This is a genomic window from Nocardia sp. NPDC050413 (assembly GCF_040655475.1).
Classification (GTDB): domain Bacteria; phylum Actinomycetota; class Actinomycetes; order Mycobacteriales; family Mycobacteriaceae; genus Nocardia; species Nocardia coubleae.
In genome coordinates, this window is record NZ_JBFAJZ010000001.1 from 887,777 (window position 1) to 905,076 (window position 17,300).

General features: G+C 67.1%; 19 protein-coding genes. 9 read left to right on the forward strand and 10 right to left on the reverse strand.

Translation table 11 applies throughout. The features are described 5' to 3' along the window. Positions 1–26: 26 nt before the first annotated feature. From AB0I19_RS04170 to AB0I19_RS04180, 3 genes are read left to right on the forward strand one after another with little or no spacing between them, the layout of a single operon-like run. Positions 27–263, forward strand: a complete 237-nt coding sequence (locus tag AB0I19_RS04170) for a DUF1272 domain-containing protein (protein ID WP_357144179.1) — start codon at positions 27–29, stop codon at positions 261–263. Continuing rightward, on the forward strand, positions 260–1,078 hold the full coding sequence (locus AB0I19_RS04175) for an alpha/beta fold hydrolase (protein ID WP_357144182.1): 819 nt from the start codon (positions 260–262) through the stop codon (positions 1,076–1,078). Before AB0I19_RS04170 ends, AB0I19_RS04175 begins: the two co-directional genes overlap by 4 nt. A 54-nt stretch (positions 1,079–1,132) precedes the next feature. Beyond that, positions 1,133–2,326, forward strand: coding sequence for an epoxide hydrolase (locus AB0I19_RS04180; protein ID WP_357144185.1), 1,194 nt, complete (start codon positions 1,133–1,135; stop codon positions 2,324–2,326). Between the two features lie 108 nt (positions 2,327–2,434). Here the strand turns inward: AB0I19_RS04180 and AB0I19_RS04185 are convergent, their stop codons facing one another. Further along, complete coding sequence (locus tag AB0I19_RS04185; RefSeq protein WP_357144188.1) at positions 2,435–3,214, reverse strand: NAD(P)H-dependent oxidoreductase; 780 nt, start codon at positions 3,212–3,214, stop codon at positions 2,435–2,437. Positions 3,215–3,355: 141 nt separating this feature from the next. Between AB0I19_RS04185 and AB0I19_RS04190 the strand changes: the two genes are divergently transcribed. Then, positions 3,356–4,192 carry a helix-turn-helix transcriptional regulator gene (locus AB0I19_RS04190; protein ID WP_357144191.1) on the forward strand — a complete coding sequence of 279 codons (837 nt, stop codon included), beginning with the start codon at positions 3,356–3,358 and terminating at the stop codon, positions 4,190–4,192. Positions 4,193–4,287: 95 nt separating this feature from the next. After that, positions 4,288–4,644, forward strand: coding sequence for a hypothetical protein (locus AB0I19_RS04195; protein ID WP_357144194.1), 357 nt, complete (start codon positions 4,288–4,290; stop codon positions 4,642–4,644). Positions 4,645–5,052: 408 nt separating this feature from the next. Here the strand turns inward: AB0I19_RS04195 and AB0I19_RS04200 are convergent, their stop codons facing one another. Together AB0I19_RS04200 and AB0I19_RS04205 are read right to left on the reverse strand one after the other, a co-directional pair. After that, entirely contained in the window at positions 5,053–6,831 is a 1,779-nt protein-coding gene (locus tag AB0I19_RS04200; protein ID WP_357144197.1) for a long-chain fatty acid--CoA ligase, read from the reverse strand. Continuing rightward, entirely contained in the window at positions 6,831–8,144 is a 1,314-nt protein-coding gene (locus AB0I19_RS04205) for a DUF3533 domain-containing protein (protein ID WP_357144200.1), read from the reverse strand. Before AB0I19_RS04205 ends, AB0I19_RS04200 begins: the two co-directional genes overlap by 1 nt. 79 nt (positions 8,145–8,223) lie before the next feature. Between AB0I19_RS04205 and AB0I19_RS04210 the strand changes: the two genes are divergently transcribed. Beyond that, a complete protein-coding gene (locus AB0I19_RS04210) occupies positions 8,224–8,838 on the forward strand; it encodes a TetR/AcrR family transcriptional regulator (RefSeq protein ID WP_357144203.1) in 615 nt (204 codons plus the stop codon). Positions 8,839–8,920: 82 nt separating this feature from the next. Further along, complete coding sequence (locus AB0I19_RS04215) at positions 8,921–9,301, forward strand: DUF4234 domain-containing protein (RefSeq protein ID WP_357144206.1); 381 nt, start codon at positions 8,921–8,923, stop codon at positions 9,299–9,301. A 53-nt stretch (positions 9,302–9,354) separates the two neighbouring features. Here the strand turns inward: AB0I19_RS04215 and AB0I19_RS04220 are convergent, their stop codons facing one another. Genes AB0I19_RS04220 through AB0I19_RS04245 form a run of 6 tightly spaced genes read right to left on the reverse strand, consistent with a single transcriptional unit; the run spans position 9,355 to position 14,427 of the window. Continuing rightward, positions 9,355–11,724: an excinuclease ABC subunit UvrA gene (locus AB0I19_RS04220; RefSeq protein ID WP_357144208.1), complete on the reverse strand. Its 2,370-nt coding sequence runs from the start codon at positions 11,722–11,724 to the stop codon at positions 9,355–9,357. Between the two features lie 49 nt (positions 11,725–11,773). Next, complete coding sequence (locus AB0I19_RS04225; protein WP_357144211.1) at positions 11,774–12,184, reverse strand: VOC family protein; 411 nt, start codon at positions 12,182–12,184, stop codon at positions 11,774–11,776. A 10-nt stretch (positions 12,185–12,194) separates the two neighbouring features. Then, positions 12,195–12,629, reverse strand: coding sequence for an AraC family transcriptional regulator (locus tag AB0I19_RS04230; protein ID WP_357144214.1), 435 nt, complete (start codon positions 12,627–12,629; stop codon positions 12,195–12,197). A gap of 24 nt (positions 12,630–12,653) precedes the next feature. Further along, positions 12,654–13,043 carry a MerR family transcriptional regulator gene (locus AB0I19_RS04235; protein WP_357144217.1) on the reverse strand — a complete coding sequence of 130 codons (390 nt, stop codon included), beginning with the start codon at positions 13,041–13,043 and terminating at the stop codon, positions 12,654–12,656. Between the two features lie 9 nt (positions 13,044–13,052). Beyond that, positions 13,053–13,589: a class I SAM-dependent methyltransferase gene (locus AB0I19_RS04240; protein WP_357144219.1), complete on the reverse strand. Its 537-nt coding sequence runs from the start codon at positions 13,587–13,589 to the stop codon at positions 13,053–13,055. A gap of 43 nt (positions 13,590–13,632) precedes the next feature. Then, the gene (locus AB0I19_RS04245) at positions 13,633–14,427 is read right to left on the reverse strand and encodes an N-acetylmuramoyl-L-alanine amidase-like domain-containing protein (RefSeq protein ID WP_357144222.1); all 795 of its coding nucleotides are present in this window, start codon (positions 14,425–14,427) and stop codon (positions 13,633–13,635) included. A 200-nt stretch (positions 14,428–14,627) separates the two neighbouring features. On the opposite strand from AB0I19_RS04245, the gene AB0I19_RS04250 reads away from it, so the two are divergent. Then, on the forward strand, positions 14,628–15,686 hold the full coding sequence (locus AB0I19_RS04250; protein ID WP_357144225.1) for a glucose 1-dehydrogenase: 1,059 nt from the start codon (positions 14,628–14,630) through the stop codon (positions 15,684–15,686). Here the strand turns inward: AB0I19_RS04250 and AB0I19_RS04255 are convergent. Beyond that, on the reverse strand, positions 15,683–16,390 hold the full coding sequence (locus AB0I19_RS04255) for a DsbA family oxidoreductase (RefSeq protein WP_357144228.1): 708 nt from the start codon (positions 16,388–16,390) through the stop codon (positions 15,683–15,685). The two genes, AB0I19_RS04250 and AB0I19_RS04255, sit on opposite strands and share 4 nt — an antisense overlap. A 128-nt stretch (positions 16,391–16,518) precedes the next feature. Between AB0I19_RS04255 and AB0I19_RS04260 the strand changes: the two genes are divergently transcribed. Continuing rightward, positions 16,519–17,274 carry a histidine phosphatase family protein gene (locus tag AB0I19_RS04260; protein ID WP_357144231.1) on the forward strand — a complete coding sequence of 252 codons (756 nt, stop codon included), beginning with the start codon at positions 16,519–16,521 and terminating at the stop codon, positions 17,272–17,274. Positions 17,275–17,300: the final 26 nt, after the last annotated feature.

The window sequence follows — 17,300 nt, forward strand, 5'->3', positions numbered from 1 at the left end:
GTATGTCGAAGTGAGGAGTGGACGCCATGCTGAAAATGAAAACGACCTGCGAACTCTGCGCCGGACAGCTGCGCAACGACGGCGAGGCGTTCATCTGCAGCTACGAATGCACCTACTGTCCGGCCTGCACGGTGGATCTGGCGGCGTGCCCGAATTGCGCGGGCGAGCTGGTCCGGCGCCCCACGCGGACGACCGGCGTCGCCGAGATCACGCGCCGCGCACCGGGCCGTCTGCTGCGCAAGGTGCGGGGGAGTCAGCCATGAACCGGATGCCGAGCGGTGCGGTCGCGCACTGGTTCCCCAGCGCCCCGGGCCTGCCCGTCCTCGTTGTCCTCCCCGCTATGGGCGTCGCCGCGCGGCATTATCAGCGCTTCGCCGAAACATCTCAGGCCCAAGGGTTTTCCGTGCTCAACCTCGACTATCGCGGGCAAGGCGACAGTACTGTGCGGATCACTCGTGGTGTGCGATTCGGTTACGCCGACGTCGTCGACGACGTGACAGAGGCGATCGACTGGGCCCGCGAGCAGGGGAGCGGCCCTGTGCTCTTGGTCGGACACAGCCTCGGCGGGCAGTTGGTGACGGCGCTGGAATCCCTGTCACCGGGCCGGTTCGACGGACTCGTCCTCGCCGCCGCGGGCACTCCGCACTGGCGTGCCTTCACCGGGCGAGACCGCCTGATCCCGCTCATCCTTCCCCCGGTGTTCGCCGCGACGGCCCGCGTGCGGGGCTACTTCGACGACCGCAGATTCGGGTTCGGTCGCCAGTCGACCCAGCTGATCGAGGACTGGGCTCGCATGGCCAGAACCGGGTCGTGGTCGTCGAGCCCGATCGTCCTCGCGCGCCGCCGATTCCCTTTGCTGGCCTTGTCTTTCCGAGACGACCACTTGGCGCCGGCCACCGCCGTGGACGCCCTGGTCGCACTCTTCCCCGGCGCCACCACGACGCGCACGCACCTCGAAGCACCGACCGGGCACACCGGCTGGTTGAAGCGCCCCGACGCCGTGGTCGACGCGGTGGCGCAATGGGTTTCGAAAGCCTTCAAACCAGAGATCGCAAGCGCGAACGATCCCAGAGAGTGAGCGACCGAGCTCCCCGGCGGTGTGAGAATGCGTGTTATCGGGCATTGACGGTTCATGAATGTCGCCCAACCAGCTCCAGCAGATCCCTCGGCGGTGCGAGCGTTCGACGCCCACACCGCCGAGGCCGAGCTGGACGAACTGCGTGCTCGACTGGCAGCGGCGCGGCTGCCGGACGCCGAGACGGTGCCCGAGCACCGGCGGTGGGACCAGGGTGTGCCGCTCGCCGACCTCACCGATGTCGTGCACTACTGGCGCACCGAGTACGACTGGCGGAAGTTCGAGGAACGCCTCAACCGCATCGGCCAGTTCCGCACGACGATCGACGGGGTGGGCATCCACTTCCTGCACCGCCGATCCGCGCGCGCCGATGCCACACCGTTGATCATGACGCACGGCTGGCCCGGCAGCGTCGCCGAATTCGTCGACCTCATAGACGAACTGGCCGATCCGGATGTCGTCGACGCACCCGCATTCCACGTCGTCGTCCCGTCGTTGCCCGGCTTCGGATACAGCGACAAACCGGCCACCACCGGGTGGGGCGTCGGCAAGATCGCGACCGCGTGGGTGGAACTGATGCGCCGGCTCGGCTACGACAAGTTCGTGGCACACGGGGGAGACTGGGGCGGGGTGATCACCACGATCCTCGGCGGCCAATTCCCGGAGCACGTCCTCGGCATCCACTGCCTCACCCCACAACCACCGGCGGGGCTGCCCACCTCCGGCCTGACAGCCACCGAACGCGCATGGGTCGAGGACACCCGCGAATTCTGGAACGGACCGCGCGCGGCATTCGCGAAACAGCAGGCGATCCGCCCCCAGACCACCGGCTACGCACTCGTCGATTCGCCGGTCGGGCTGCTCGCCTGGATCCTCGACAAGTTCGCCGAATGGACCGACACCACCGACAGCCCGTTCGAAAAGATCTCCCTCGACCGGTTTCTCGACAACGTCACCCTCTACTGGCTGACCCGATCCGGCGCGTCCTCGGCCCGCATCTACTACGAAAGCCACGGCGGTGTCGACGCCTTCGACCCCGACCTGCGAGTCGACGTTCCCTCCGCACTCACCGTCTATCCGCACGACATCGAGAAGTGCCCGCTGCCGTGGGCGAAGCAACGGTACCGGCAGATCGTCCGATGGCGGACGCCCGAAACCGGCGGACATTTCCCGTCACTGGAAGTGCCGGAGTATTTCGTCGACGACCTCCGCGAAGGGTTCGCGGCGGTCTTGGCCGCCGACCCATCCTGAGCGCGCCTGAGGACAGCTGCCGGATTCGTGGCGTGGTCGGGCGACGTGCCGGGCCGCCGCGGTGGCTCCACGCCTGATGGGTCGTTCGGAAACCTCCGCACGGCCGGATCAGGGCCGGATGTGCAGGCTGAAGCCGGTGCTGCCCGCAGGTTCGAGACCGGGTTTCAGGGCGAGGGACGGAATGTCGTAATCGCCGAAGTTCTGGCGGCGGAACGGGATCGGGTCGGTCGTGGCGATCGTGCGCAGCCGCTGCTCCCAGGCCTGGGCCGCGGTCGCGTAGGCGTCTTCGGAGAGGCGGTCTGCGCCGTAGACCACGAACGGCGGCAGTGATTCGATGCCGGGATAGAACAGGATGCCGTGGTGGATCGGAAACAGGAGGTCCTCGATCGGGCCGTTGATCCCGCGGGGACCGTAGTGCGGTTCCGGACCGCCGATGGTGACCGACAGCAACGCCTTCTTTCCGGCGAGTGTGCCTTCGCCATAGCGTTCGCCGTACTTGGTCTCGCTGTGCTCGCCGACGCCGTAGGCGAATCGGTAGGTGAAGACCCGGTCCACCCAGCCTTTGAGGATCGCGGGCATCGAATACCACCACAGCGGGAACTGGAAGATGATCGTGTCGGCCCACAGCAGTTTCTCCTGCTCGGCGCGCACGTCGGCGGTGAGCGTGCCGGTCTCGAAGGCGCGGCCCGAATCGCGGGCGACCGCGAGCGGACTCGACGCCTCGGGACCGTAGTCGTCGGCGTCGACCACCGGCTTCCAGTTCATGGCGTACAGATCGCTCACGCGGACCTCGTGCCCGGCGGCCTCGAGGGTGGTCACGGCGAGGTCGGTGAGCGAGCTGTTGAGCGACTTCGGCTCGGGATGGGCGTGCACGATCAGCGTCTTCACGAGCATCTCCTTCGGTTCGGGTGCCCTCGATCCTGACCGTTGTGACGCCCGCCGTTCAGGGGCGCTGTGACCCTCGGTCCGGAGTTCCTGGTATCGGCAGGACCACCCAGGGCGCCGTCGAGTGTGGTCATACTGGGGGACATGGACGACCTCGCCGGCTTCCTCCGCACGCGCCGCTCCCGGGTCGACCCCTCGGCCGTCGGCATTCCCGCCGACAGCAGGCGCCGCGTCGACGGGTTGCGCCGCGAAGAGATCGCCCACTTGTCCGGGGTGAGCGTCGACTATTACGTGCGACTCGAACAGGGCCGCGCGACCCAGCCCTCCGAGCAGGTACTCGACGCGCTCGCCCGGGTACTCGGGCTAGACGACACCGAACGCGAACACCTCTACCGCCTTGCCCGCCAACGCAAGCGCCGAACGAAAACCCCCAGCGCGCGGCTGCGCCCCGAACTGCTGCGCATGCTGGACCTGATCGACGCACCCGCGCTGATCATGAACCACCGCCTCGACGCCCTCGCCGGAAACCGACTCGCCGAACTGCTCTACGGCCGCCGTCTGCCCGGACTGAACACCGCGCACCACATCTTCCTCGAGGAAGCCGAACGCGGCCTGTACGCCGACTGGGAAACCTGCACCCGCGATGCTGTCGGCCACCTGCGCCTGGCCGTCGGCAAATACCCCGACGACCCCCGCCTGGCCTCCCTCATCGGCGAGTTGTCCATGGGCAGTGAGCGTTTCCGCAAACTCTGGGCCCGCGCCGACGTCCGCGCCCGCACCCACGGCCCCAAGCCCTACCAGCACCCCCTCGTCGGCCGCCTCGAACTCCACCAGGAAAACTTCGCCGTCCCCGACGACTCCGGCCTGGAACTGCTCATCCTGTCCGCCGACCCCGACAGTCCCAGCGCCGACGCTTTACGCCTGCTCGCCCGCCTCGGCGAGGACCACGTCCCGGAGCCGCACGTAGTGGATCAGCTCTGAGCCGCCGTGCGGGTGGGGGAGACGACGACGCCGAATCGGAGGCGAAGCGCTATGGCGGGCGTAGAGTTGATGGCCCGAGGCGACAGGAGTCGGCGATGTCCATCCGCGTCAGACCAATGATGGTCCGGACTGTTGTGCTCGGTGCGGCCATGGGTGCTGCCACATTCTTCGGCTCGTCCGGTCAGGCTTTCGCCGACGTCGAGCCCGGCGTCTACACGTCCACGACATGGTCGGCCGGCCTAGTGCTCCTACAGCGCGACGGACGCGTCGAGGGTGGGGAACTGATCCTGATAGGGCGTTACCCGATTCACCCGACACCCGACGGCGGTTACGTCGACTTGTTTCCCGGCCATCGCGTATTCCTGATCAGTGACGGACACGGTGGGTATGGAGGCCCGGCCTATCTGGGTGGGGTGGAGGTCGGCTCCATCACGCTGACTCCTCGGCGCTGACTACGAGATTGATGCGACATGGGGTTTAGCGCGAACGGTTACTTAACATAATGTGCATTATCGGCGTTTCAACCGGGCCGGTCGGTAGGGGTTTCGAGAACATTTGTGGCAGCGTATGCAACTTGGCAGCGCGTGCCCATGACCCCATTCGGCAGTCGACCCGCCCCGCCCGGAACAGCTTGTCGTCACAAACTCATCCGTACAGCCGGATTGCTCGCGCCGATCCGTTTCGGTCGATTTCGAGCCTCCGGCCATTCATGACCATTCAGGATGAATGCCGCCGCCCAGGGCTTGATCTGCGAGTAAGCGTGAAGAAGGCTGATCGGTGGTTGCTCGGCGCACTCCCCCTCCACTTCCCCAACCCCCTTATTTCGTCACTGTGACGAAATAAGGGGGTTGGGGAAGGACTCAGTTGTACAGCGCTTCTACTTCGGACGCGTACTTCTTCATGACCTCGGCTCGGCGGAGGGACATTTTCGGGGTCAGTTCGCCGGTGGCTTCGGTCCAGTCGGTGGGCAGGATCCGGACCTTCTTGATGCCCTCGGCCTTGGAGACCAATTTGTTGGTGTCGGTGACGGCTTGGTCGATGTCCGAGCGGAGGATGGGATTGTCGACGAGGTCTTCGACACGGGTATCGGCAGGGATGTTGTTGCGCTGCTTCCAAGCCGGAAGGGCTTCGGGGTCCACAGTGACGAGGGCGCCGACGAAGGGGCGGCCGTCGCCGACGACCATCGCCTGACCGACCAGGGGGTGGGCACGCAGGGCGTCTTCCATGAGGCCGGGTGAAACGTTCTTTCCACCTGCGGTGACCAGGATTTCCTTCTTGCGGCCGGTGATCGTGAGGTAGCCGTCTGCATCGATGGCGCCCAGGTCGCCGGTGCGGAACCAGCCGTCGACGAAGGCGTCCGCGGTGGCGTCGGGGTTGCCCCAGTATTCGCCGAAGACCACAGGTCCGCGCAACAGCAGTTCACCGTCGTCGGCGATCTTGACGCCGTGGCCCTCGATGGGCCGGCCCACGGTGCCGACGCGGGTGTTGCGCGGGGTGTTCACAGTGATGGCAGCCGTGGTCTCGGTGAGCCCGTAGCCTTCGTACACCGGGATACCCGCACCACGGAAGAAGTGCCCGAGCCGTGCGCCGAGTGGGCCACCGCCGGAGACCGCCGCACCACATCGCCCACCGAGCGCGCGACGCAACTGCGCGTACACGAGCTTGTCGAACAGGGCGTGCTCGAGCTTGCGCAGCAGACCCGGCCCACCGGTGTCGAGCGTCTCGCTCCACACGATGGCGGTCTCGGTGGCCCGGTCGAAGATGCGGCCCTTGCCGTCGGCGTGTGCCTTCTGTTTCGCGGCGTTGAACACCTTCTCGAACACGCGCGGCACGGCGAGGATGAAATCGGGCCGGAACTCGGCGAATTGGTCGACGAGGGTCGCCCAGTCGGAGCTGAAGGAAACGATCACCTTCGCGTCGAGCGCGGCGAGTGTGACCGCCCGGGCGAACACGTGCGCCAACGGCAGGAACATCAGTGTGCGGTTGCCCTCGGTGACGAACTCCCCCAGCGCGAGCCGGTCGGATTTGGATTCGGCGTAGAGGTTGGCGTGGGTGAGCAGCACGCCCTTGGGGCGGCCGGTGGTGCCGGAGGTGTAGATCAGGGTCGCGGGCGAGTCCGCGCCGACACCGGCACGCCGGGTGTGGACGGCTTGGTCGTCGAGGTGGGCGCCGCGGGCGGTGAGTTCGGCGACGACGCCCTTGTCGATCTGCAGGATCTCACGCAGGTCGGGCAGTGCGTCGGCGGCGATCTCGTCGATGACGCGGCGGTGCTTGTCGCTGTCGACGATCAGTAGCCCGGTGCCGGAGTCCTGCAGGATCCATTTGGCCTGTTCGGCGGCGGAGCTGTCGTAGATGGCTACCGTGCAGCCGCCGACCGCCCAGATGGCGTGGTCGAGCACGACCCATTCGTAGCGGGTCGGTGCCATGATGGCGACTCGGTCACCGGGTTCGATACCGGTGGCGATGAGGCCTTTCGCCACGGCGGTCACCGTTTTCGCGAACTGGGCGGCCGTGATGTCGGCGCCCGCGACACTGAACAGCACCGTGTCGGGCGATTCTTCGCCGTACCGGAACACGCTGTCGGAGTTGTTGGCGTTGTCCGGAATCACGTACGACGCCGGGGTTTCGAACTCTCGCATCAGTGCCCTTCCACGGTTGCCGGTTCCTGGCGGTGATCGAGGCCGAGGCGGTGCAGGCCACGCAGATCATAGGCGTGGGTGGCCGCGAAACCGAGGACCAACCCGATGGCCAGGCCGGCGATGGTCATCCAGAGGCCGCGGCTCAGGCCTGCCTCGAGGTTTCCGTCGAAGAACATGATGGCGCGCACGGCGAGGTAGATCTGGTGCATCGGTTCGAACGAGGCCATGTCGGCGATCCAGCGCGGTGTCGCTTCGAGCGGGATGGTGCCCGAGGACGACGGGATTCCGAGGACGACGAAGACGATGAGGTTGATCATCAGGCCCGCGGTGCCGAAGGCGGCCATCACCGACAGACCGGTGACCGCGATGGCGATGATGGCAAGGGTGCCGTAGAGGAACAGCATGAGCGGGCGTTCGATGCTCATGTCGAGCAGGGCGCCGACGGCGAGGAACGCGGCGGAGGCCAGTGGCGCACTGATGACGGCGATGGTCCATTTGATGAGCAAGGTGCGCCAGCGGCTGATGCGGGCGGGGGTGGTCGGCTTGTGCCACGGCCCGTATTCGGCGGGGACGAAGCCGAGGGAGCCGTCGACGAGGGAGTTGATCATCATGGCGCCGCTGAAGCCGACGATCAGCAGGACCAGAGTGTAGAAGAAGGCGGCGAGGCCTTGGCCGGTGCCTTCGGGCAATGGGTGGTAGGCGCTGACGACGACGTCGATGGGCTCGGCGAGTTGCAGCTGGGCGGCGCCGCTGAGCGGGGTGTTGCCGATCGCGGCACGGACCTGGTCGGCGAGCTGGATGCCGACGGTGGTGTTGACCTCGGTCATCGCCTTGTCGGCGATGGTCTGCATGATCTGGGCGGCGAGGGTGCCGGCGCGGGGGTTGGTGAGTACGGAGATCATCGGCTGTTCGACGTCGCCGGTGACGACGGAGGCGGCGCCGAGGATGGCGACGCGTTTGGTGAAGTCGCCGGGAATGATGATGGCGCCGTACACCTCACCGTTGCGCAGCTGCCGGTGTGCCTCGTTGATGCCGACGGTGCGCAGGTCGATCTTCTCGGCCGGGACCTGCTCCCCCAGCGCGGTGGAGATCTGCGCACCGAGGTTGGCGGGTTTGCCAGCGAGGGTGTCGCCGACGTCCTGGTTGACCAGGGCGATGGGGAAGTCGTGCAGGTGTTTCTCGGGGTCGGCGGTGTAGCCGAGGTACATGGTTCCCAGGAGCGCGGCCAGCACGGTGACCAGCGTGATCGGCGCTAACCAGTCACGGATCGGCATGCTGCGCGGTCGGCGCGTCGGCGCGGTGTTGTCAGTCATGGCATGCGCAAATGTAGTCACCGACTACAAAGTAGTCAATGCAAACATTCCGGGGTGTGTCGGATATCCTGCTAGCACCATGTCCCTGCATTCGCGCTATCACCACGGCGATCTCCGCGCCGCACTGCTGCAGCACGCCGAGGCGGCGCTGCGTACGGTCGGCGCCGACGGGCTGTCGTTGCGTCAGCTCGCCCGCGACACCGGCGTCAGCCACGCGGCGCCGAGCAGGCATTTCCGTGACAAGCAGGCTTTGCTCGACGCACTGGCCGTCACCGGCCTGCGACGACTCGGCGCCTGCTTCGACGAGGCCGCGACCGACGGCCCGATCACGACGCGGCTGCGGACCCTGGCTCACACCTACCTGCGGTTCGCCGTCGACAACCCGGAGCTGTTGCCGCTGATGTTCGCGCGCAGGCACAGCTCCACCGAGACGGAGATCCACGACGCCGCCGAGCGGGCCTTCGCCGTACCGATCGCGCTGATCGCCGAGGGGCAGGCCGCGGGCGAGATCATCCCCGGCGACCCGAAACGCATCGGGGTCACCGCCCTGGCGGCGCTACAGGGGTTGGCGACGTTCATCGGTTCGGGCTACACCGCCGACTACGACGCCGAGCTACTCCTCGACGACCTGGTCGACCACCTGACGCTGGGTCTACTCCCCCGCCGGTCTTCCTCCGGTGGCACGAGTAGGTGATGTGCAGTACGTTGCGAGGTTGCGGTGGCGCCGAAAAGCCCTGCTGTGACATTCCATTCGCATTCAGATAGGTGTCACCCACATGACTACAGCCCTCGTCCCATCACCGGTGCAGCGACGCAATCCGGTATTGGTGTGGCTGGTCTTCCCGATCATCACGTTCGGGATCTACTTCTTCGTCTGGTACTACAAGATCCACAAGGAGATGGCCGAGCAGCGGCGTGATCCCGAGGCTCCGGTCACGGGTCCCCTGCTGGTGATGCTGTTTCTGTCGTGGACCGGGATCGGTTTCATCGTCAGCTACTGGCGGACCGGCAATCGGATCAGGGCCACCCAGGAGAGCGCCGGGCTCGAGCCGTCGTGCAGCCCGGCGATCGGATTCCTGCTGAATCTTGTTCTCGGCCTGGGGATTCTGTACTACCAGATCGAACTGAACAAGGTCGCCGCACCCGAACGCGACTAGGCAGACCCTGAAGGCCCTCCCCCATGACGAAAGCCGAAGGGGGAGGGCCTTTTTCATGCTCCGACGTATTCGGCGAGGTGCTCCCCGGTGAGAGTGGAACGGGCGGCGACGAGATCGGCCGGTGTTCCCTCGAAGACGATCTGGCCGCCGTCGTGGCCCGCACCGGGGCCGAGGTCGATGATCCAGTCGGCGTGGGCCATCACAGCCTGGTGGTGTTCGACGACGATGACCGACTTGCCGGAGTCGACGAGACGATCAAGCAGCCCGAGCAGCTGTTCGACGTCGGCCAGGTGCAGGCCGGTCGTCGGTTCGTCGAGGATGTAGACCCCGCCCTTGTCGGACATGTGGGTGGCCAGCTTGAGGCGCTGGCGTTCACCGCCGGACAGGGTGGTCAGCGGCTGACCGATGGTGAGGTAGCCGAGGCCGACCTCGGTGAGGTGGGTGAGGATCTTGTGCGCGGCCGGGGTGCGTGCCTCCCCTTCGCCGAAGAACTCGCGAGCCTCGTCGACAGGCATCGACAGCACGTCGCTGATGTTCTTGCCCGCGAAGGTGTATTCGAGGACTTCGGCCATGAACCGCTTGCCCTCACACACCTCGCAAATCGTCGACACCCCGGCCATCATGGCCAGGTCGGTGTAGACGACGCCCGCGCCGTTGCAGTTCGGGCACGCCCCTTCGGAATTGGCGCTGAACAGGGCGGGTTTGGCGCCGGTTGCCTTGGCGAAGGCCTTGCGGATGTGGTCGAGCAGCCCGGTGTAGGTGGCGGGATTGCTGCGGCGCGAACCCTTGATGGGGGCCTGGTCGATAGAGATGACACCTTCGTCGACCGGGATGGAGCCGTGCACGAGCGAGCTCTTGCCCGACCCGGCCACACCGGTGACGGCGACGAGCACACCGAGGGGGATGTCGACGTCGACCTTGCGCAGGTTGTTGGCGGTGGCGCCACGGATCTGCAAGGCGCCGTTCGACTTTCGCACCGTGTCCTTGACCTTGGCGCGGTCGTCGAAGTGGCGTCCGGTGACGGTGTCGCTGGTGCGCAACCCGTCGACGGTGCCTTCGAAGCAGATCGTTCCGCCCTTGGATCCCGCGGCGGGACCGAGGTCGACGATGTGGTCGGCGATGACGATCGTCTCGGGCTTGTGTTCGACGACGAGCACCGTGTTGCCCTTGTCGCGCAGCCGAAGCAGCAGGTCGTTCATGCGCTGGATGTCGTGGGGGTGCAGGCCGGCGGTCGGTTCGTCGAAGACGTAGGTGACGTCGGTGAGCGAGGACCCGAGGTGGCGGATCATCTTGACGCGCTGCGCCTCACCACCGGACAGGGTGCCCGACGGGCGCGACAGCGACAGGTAGCCGAGGCCGATCTCGACGAACGAGTCGAGGGTGCCGCGCAGCGATTCCAGCAGCGGCGCCACGGACGGGTCGTCGATGGTCTTGACCCATTCGGCGAGGTCGGTGATCTGCATGGCGCAGGCGTCGGCGATGCTCTTGCCCTTGATCTTCGACGAGCGGGCTTCGGCCGAGAGGCGGGTGCCCTCGCAGTCGGGACAGGTGCCGAAGGTGACGGCGCGCTCGACGAACGCGCGGACGTGCGGCTGCAGTGATTCGACGTCCTTGGACAGCATCGACTTGCGGATCTTGGGGATCAGACCCTCGTAGGTGAGGTTGATGCCGTCGACCTTGATCTTGGTCGGTTCCTTGTACAGCAGGTCGGCGAGCTGCTTCTTGGTGTACTTCTTGATCGGCTTGGCGGGGTCGAAGAAGCCGCTGCCCTTGTAGATGCGGCCCATCCAGCCGTCCATGCTGTAGCCGGGGATGGTGAACGGGCCTTCGTCGAGGGATTTGTTCTCGTCGTAGAGCTGGGTGAGGTCGATGTCGTTGACCTTGCCCTTGCCCTCACAGGTGGGGCACATGCCGCCGGTGATGCTGAAGCTGCGCTTCTCCTTGACGGTGACGCCGTTCTTCTCCACCGCGACCGCGCCGGACCCGCTGATCGAGGCCACGTTGAACGAGAACGCCTGCGAGGAACCGATGTGCGGGTCGCCGAGGCGGCTGAACAGGATGCGCAGCATGGCGTTGGCGTCCGTGACGGTGCCGACGGTGGAGCGCGGGTCGGCACCGAGGCGCGACTGGTCGACGAGGATGGCGGTGGTGAGTCCGTCGAGGACGTCGACGTCGGGGCGGGCCTGGGTGGGCATGAAGCCCTGGACGAACGCGCTGTAGGTCTCGTTGATGAGACGCTGGGATTCGGCGGCGATGGTGCCGAAGACCAAAGAGCTCTTCCCGGAGCCGGAGACGCCGGTGAACACGGTCAGTCGGCGCTTGGGGATTTCGACGCTGACATCGCGCAGGTTGTTCACCCGGGCACCGGTGACCCGGATCAGGTCGTGGCTGTCGGCCGGCGCAGGCGCTGCGGTCTTGCTCATGGGTCTCCTCGGTCGTTCGGCGTCCACCGAATCTAGCGGTCGGGTCCGACTATTTCGTCTGCTGGATGCGAATCATGTTGCCCGCCGGGTCGCGGAAGGCGCAGTCGCGGATGCCGTAGGGGTGGTCGGTGGGTTCCTGCACCACTTCCACGTCGTCTGCCTGCAGTTTCTCGAACAGGCCGTCGAGGTCGTCGGTGGCAAGGTTGACGGCCGCGTAGGTGCCCTTGGCCATCATCTCGGTGATGACGCGCTTCTCCTCGTCGGTGATGCCGGGGTCGGCGGCCGGTGGGTGCAGCACGATCGAGGTGTCGGGCTGGCCCTTCGGTCCGACGGTGATCCAGCGCATGCCGTTGTAGCCGACGTCGTTGCGGACCTCGAAGCCGAGGGCGTCGCGGTAGAAGGCCAGCGCGGCGTCGGGGTCGTCCTGGGGCAGGTAGCTCTGGTGAATGGTGATGTTCATGGGATCGACGCTAACGGTCGCCGGAACCGGTTGCTTCTCGATTCCTGATCGGTCTGGTCACCGCCTTGGCCACGCACGACGGGATGCCCTCGGTCGGTGCGTACTGCTGGCGGTACACGCTCGGTGGGACGCCGACGAGTTCGGTGAACCGTGTGCTGAAGGTGCCGAGCGAGGAGGAGCCGACGGCGAAGCACACCTCGGTGACACTCATCTGGCCCAGTCTCAGCAACGCCATGGCCCGTTCGATGCGCCGGGTCATCAGGTACGAGTAGGGCGATTCGCCGTAGGCGAGGCGGAATTGGCGGCTCAGGTGCCCGGCGGACATGTGCACGCCCCGGGCCAGGGCTTCCACGTCGAGGGGTTTGGCGTATTCGCGGTCGATGCGGTCGCGCACGCGGCGCAGCCGGGCGAGGTCGCTCAGTTGCTGGGGGCGTGGACCGGTCATGGAAACGATCGTCGCACGTGCGGGCTATGGCGTGTCCAGCACGGTTGCCAGGTGTGCGCGGAAGTGTGGGCAGGTGCGGAAGTCCTCGGCATCGCAGTCGAGGACGTGGGTGACCGCGTCGAGGGCGCTGCGGGTGCGGGCGAGTTGCTCGGTGAGCCGCGCGCGTTGTGTTTCCAGGACGCGGCGGCGGGTGGCGCGGTCGGGGTTGTGGGTGAACAGGGTGGCCAGGTCATCGAGGGACAGTCCGGCCTTCTTACCGAGAACGACCATGGCGACCGTGTCGATGTCGGTGTCGCGGTAGATCCGTCTGCCCGCCGAGTCACGTTCTGGGGTGAGCAGGCCTTGGTCTTCCCAGTGCCGCAGTACGTGGGTCGCGAGTCCGAAGCGGGCCGCGACCTCACCGATGGTCGCCATGGTCGAACTCTAGGCGGTGTGCAGGTGGTAGCGGGTGACGACTGCGACGGGATGCCATGGCAGGCGGATGTTTTCGCGATCGATGTCGCCCGCGGCGCGGCGGATGTCGCGGGCACGGACGAAGCGGAAGTCGTAGAGGGCGGCGGTGGCGCCGGGGCGCAGGACGCGACGGATCTCGCGGAATGCGGCGGGCAGGTCGGGCCATTCGTGCATGCTGAGGCTGGACACGATCAGGTCGACGCTCGCATCGGGGTAGGGCAGGTCGGTGACGTCGCCGACGGTGAGATCCGCCCGGTGGCCGGCGAGGTTGCGGCCGGCGATGTCGATCATGTGTGGGGACAGGTCGAGGCCGTGCAGGGTGAGGTCGGGGCGCCGGGTCGCGATGTGCGCCAGGAGTTTTCCGGGGCCGGTGCCGAGGTCGACAACGGTGGCGCCGGCGGTGGCCATGGTGTCGACGTCGGTGCTGATGCGGCGGTAGAGGCCGGTGAGCAGGCGGGTGGCGCGGCGGTCGTAGTCCAGGCTCTGGCGGTGTCCGAAGGTGGTCATGGCACCACTGTCGGTGTTCAGGTCGACCTGAAGTCAAGGGTGCCTAGCGGGGGCGCAGGACCAGGATTCCGGGGACGGTGCGGACGTACTCGAGCAGCGGGGTGTCGACGACCTGGTTGTGTTCGGCCAGTGAGGAGGCGTTGCGGAACACCGGGCCGTGGGTGGTGTGGACGAGGATGCCGACATGGGTGACGTCCAGGCCCGCGGCGGGGGTATAGGCGCCGATGAAGTCACCGGTGCGCAGTCCGGCGACCACTCCCCCGTCGACGGCACCGGACGGGATGTGGGTGACGGCCCGGTCGACGACGGGGACGCCGGGCAGGAAGGTAGTGCCGTCGGCTTTGGCGTTCAGGTGTTTGGTGGTGGTGATCGCGGCCGGACTCAGGTCGGCGGTGATGTCGGTGGCCGAGATGCGTGGTGTGCTCGCCCAGTCGGTGAAGAAGTGTTTGCGCTGGGTGAATTCGACCCGGCTGTCGACGTAGCGGGCGGCGATCAGGTTGTCGAAGAACTGCTCGGTGGTGCTCGAGCGTGATGCGGCGTCGACGTAGTCGAGGAAGGTGAAGCAGTCGACGCGGCGCAGGTCGACGACGAGTTGCTCGGGTGTGTTCGCGGACCCGATCAGCATGTTCGCCCCGTAGGGGGTGCCGAGCAGGCGGGCGGAGATCCGTTCGATCTGCACGGCGCGGTCGGTGGTGCCCGCGCGGGTGCGGGCGTCGAGAAGTTCGTCGACCTTGCCGGCGGTGGCGTCGTCGAGCACGACCGGCGGTGTGGCCCGGGCCGGTGGGGCGAGGCAGACGAGCGCGAAGAGCAGGCACAGAACCTGGACAATGGTGCGCAAGACGCCTCCGGTGGGCATGGTCGGTCGAGGTGAGCGGTTCCACGGTAGCCGACGGGGGCGGCGACCCGGATTGCAAACAATTCGCGACCTGAACGGTTCTTCGCCTCGGCTCGCGTGTCCCGTACCGTTGTCCCAGGTAGTGCGTGTTTCACCAGGTTCGCGAATGGATAGCCAGGGCAGTTCGTCGGAAGGGAAACGACATGCGCGCTTTGACCGTAGTGCCGAATCGACCCGGATCGTTGCGGATAGATGATGTCCCGGATCCGGTGCCCGGCCCCAACGAGCTTCTCGTGGACGGGATTTCGCTCGGCATCTGCGGCACCGACCGCGAGATCGCCTCGGGCATCTACGGGTGGGCGCCGCCGGGACGTGAACGCCTTGTCCTCGGGCACGAATCGCTTGGGCGGGTGCGCACCGCACCCGACGGTAGCGGTTTCGCCCCCGGTGACCTCGTCGTCGGGATCGTGCGCAGGCCCGATCCGGTGCCGTGCGGTGCGTGTGCGCACGGTGAGTTCGACATGTGCCGCAACGGCGAGTACGTCGAGCGTGGGATCAAGCAGATCGACGGGTACGGGTCGACGTCGTGGGTGGTGGACGCCGACTACACGGTGAAGCTGGACCCCGCGCTCACCGAGGTGGGTGTGCTGATGGAACCGACGACGGTGCTGGCCAAGGCGTGGGACCAGATCGAGAAGATCAACACCAGGGCCTGGTTCGAGCCGAAGTCGGTGCTGGTCACCGGTGCGGGCCCGATCGGTCTGCTCGCCGCGATGCTCGGTGTGCAGCGCGGCCTGGACGTGCATGTGCTCGACCGCTCCACCGAGGGCCCCAAACCGAAACTGGTCGAAGACCTCGGCGCCACGTTCCACACCGGTTCGGCGCTCGATGTCGGTGAGAAGATCGACGCCGACATCGTGATCGAGGCGACGGCGGCCACGACGATCGCCCAGCAGTTGCTCCAGCTGAACAATCCGGGCGTGATCATCTGCTTGACCGGTGTCTCCTCCCCCGGCAAGGACACCGAGGTCGACGTCGGCGCGGTCAACCGCAATATGGTGCTCGACAACGCGGTGGTGTTCGGGTCGGTCAACGCCAACCGCCACCACTACGAGCTGGCGGCCCAGGCACTGGCCAAGGCCGACCCGGCGTGGCTGGGCCGGTTGATCACCCGGCGGTTGCCGTTGGAGCGGGCCCTCGAGGCGTTCGATCCGGGCGATCACTCCGATATCAAGGTCGTCATCGACCTCGGCGCGAGTTAGACCGCGCAGCCGTCCGGCCCGCAGGACTCGCCCTCGGCAACGGTGACCAGCGGTGCCGGACGGTCGTTGTAGGCGGTGGTGAGTGCCTGGGTGAACACCTCGGTGGGCTGGGCGCCCGACACGGCGTACTTGTTGTCGAACACGAAGAACGGAACACCGGTGACGCCGAGCTGGGCGGCGGTGCGTTCGTCTTCGCGGACGGCGTCGGCGTAGGCGGTGGGGTCGGCCAGGACGGCACGGACCTCGGTTTCGTCGAGGCCTGCGCGCACGGCGAGGTCGACGAGGCGTTCGGTGTCGGCGAAGACCGGTTCGGTTTCGGCGAAGTTGCCCGCGTACAGGGCGTCGAGCAGTGCCTCCTGGCGGCCCTGTTCGAGGGCGAAGTGCAGGAGCCGGTGCATGTCGAAGCTGCTGCCGTAGTCGCGGCCGCTGCTCTGGTAGGGCAGGCCGAGCTCGGCGGCCTGGGCGGCGATGGCGCGTTCGTTGGCGGCGGCCTGGTCGACGGTGATGCCGTACTTGGCGGCGATGCGTGGGATCACCGGACCGCTCTCGTCGGCGGACAGGGTGGGGTCGAGTTCGAAGGAACGGTGCACGACTTCGACGTCGTCCCGGTGCTCGAAGCTGTGCAGGGCCTGCTCGAAGCGGGCTTTGCCCAGGTAGCAGAACGGGCAGTTGATGTCGGTCCAGATCTCTACTCTTGTGGTCAAGCGGGCCTCCTGCGCCACATCGTGGATGGGTGCGCCGGCCCGGCGGAAAATTCTGGACAGGCGTACAAGTTCGTTCGGTGCAACGCGAGCGACACTGCCGCTATTCCGGCGGAACGGGGAGGAACATGATGGCGGTCGAGCGCGGCGACAGGGGGTGGGTGCAGGTGCCCGACGGTCTGCCACGGCCACGGGCACTCGGCGGACTGTGGGCGGTCCGCCATGCCCAGAGCGAAGCCAATGTCTGGTACGCCGATCGCGCTACGCAGACCCGGCCGATGCGCGGCACCGACGCCGGGATGGACCTCACCGAATACGGCCGCACCCAGTGTCAGCGGTTGGGTGGGTGGCTGGCCGGGTTGTCGAGCTCGCAGCGCCCCGGCCTCGTGGTGTGTTCCCCCTACCTGCGCACGCGGCTGACGTGGGCGTTGATGGCCGACGCGGCCGTGCGCGAACGCCGCTTCCCCCCGATCCGCACCCTCGTCGACGAACGACTGCGTGACCGGGAGATGGGTGTGTTCGAACTGCACCCCTACCGGGCGATCCGGCGACGCGCCCCCGAGGAGGCGTCGCGCCGCGAGCAGGTCGGCAACTGGGTGTACCGCCCACCCGGCGGTGAATCGCTGGCCGACGTGGCGGTGCGGGTGCGCGGTTTCCTCGACGAACTCGACGCCGTCGCCGCCGGGGAACAGGTCCTGCTGGTCACCCACGACGCGGTGGCCGTGTCGGTGCGCTACATCCTCGACGGCCTCGGCGCGCCCGTCCCGGATTCGCTGGAACCGGTGCCCAACGCCTCGGTGTCGCAGTGGCGGCGCGAGGGCGACCGGTTGGCGTTGCGGGTGTGGGGTTCCGTCGATCACCTGACCGTGGGTGAGCGGGACGGCTGAGCCCATGCGTGTCGGCGTGGAAGGCG

Excerpts from the sequence above, each read along its gene's own strand:
- AB0I19_RS04210 (WP_357144203.1), top strand. The coding sequence starts at position 8,224 with ATGTCCCTGCATTCGCGCTATCACCACGGCGATCTCCGCGCCGCACTG.
- AB0I19_RS04190 (WP_357144191.1), top strand. The coding sequence starts at position 3,356 with ATGGACGACCTCGCCGGCTTCCTCCGCACGCGCCGCTCCCGGGTCGAC.
- AB0I19_RS04250 (WP_357144225.1), top strand. The coding sequence starts at position 14,628 with ATGCGCGCTTTGACCGTAGTGCCGAATCGACCCGGATCGTTGCGGATA.
- AB0I19_RS04205 (WP_357144200.1), bottom strand. The coding sequence starts at position 8,144 with ATGACTGACAACACCGCGCCGACGCGCCGACCGCGCAGCATGCCGATC.
- AB0I19_RS04195 (WP_357144194.1), top strand. The coding sequence starts at position 4,288 with ATGTCCATCCGCGTCAGACCAATGATGGTCCGGACTGTTGTGCTCGGT.
- AB0I19_RS04230 (WP_357144214.1), bottom strand. The coding sequence starts at position 12,629 with ATGACCGGTCCACGCCCCCAGCAACTGAGCGACCTCGCCCGGCTGCGC.
- AB0I19_RS04240 (WP_357144219.1), bottom strand. The coding sequence starts at position 13,589 with ATGACCACCTTCGGACACCGCCAGAGCCTGGACTACGACCGCCGCGCC.
- AB0I19_RS04215 (WP_357144206.1), top strand. The coding sequence starts at position 8,921 with ATGACTACAGCCCTCGTCCCATCACCGGTGCAGCGACGCAATCCGGTA.
- AB0I19_RS04170 (WP_357144179.1), top strand. The coding sequence starts at position 27 with ATGCTGAAAATGAAAACGACCTGCGAACTCTGCGCCGGACAGCTGCGC.
- AB0I19_RS04175 (WP_357144182.1), top strand. The coding sequence starts at position 260 with ATGAACCGGATGCCGAGCGGTGCGGTCGCGCACTGGTTCCCCAGCGCC.
- AB0I19_RS04220 (WP_357144208.1), bottom strand. The coding sequence starts at position 11,724 with ATGAGCAAGACCGCAGCGCCTGCGCCGGCCGACAGCCACGACCTGATC.
- AB0I19_RS04225 (WP_357144211.1), bottom strand. The coding sequence starts at position 12,184 with ATGAACATCACCATTCACCAGAGCTACCTGCCCCAGGACGACCCCGAC.
- AB0I19_RS04235 (WP_357144217.1), bottom strand. The coding sequence starts at position 13,043 with ATGGCGACCATCGGTGAGGTCGCGGCCCGCTTCGGACTCGCGACCCAC.
- AB0I19_RS04260 (WP_357144231.1), top strand. The coding sequence starts at position 16,519 with ATGGCGGTCGAGCGCGGCGACAGGGGGTGGGTGCAGGTGCCCGACGGT.
- AB0I19_RS04180 (WP_357144185.1), top strand. The coding sequence starts at position 1,133 with ATGAATGTCGCCCAACCAGCTCCAGCAGATCCCTCGGCGGTGCGAGCG.
- AB0I19_RS04200 (WP_357144197.1), bottom strand. The coding sequence starts at position 6,831 with ATGCGAGAGTTCGAAACCCCGGCGTCGTACGTGATTCCGGACAACGCC.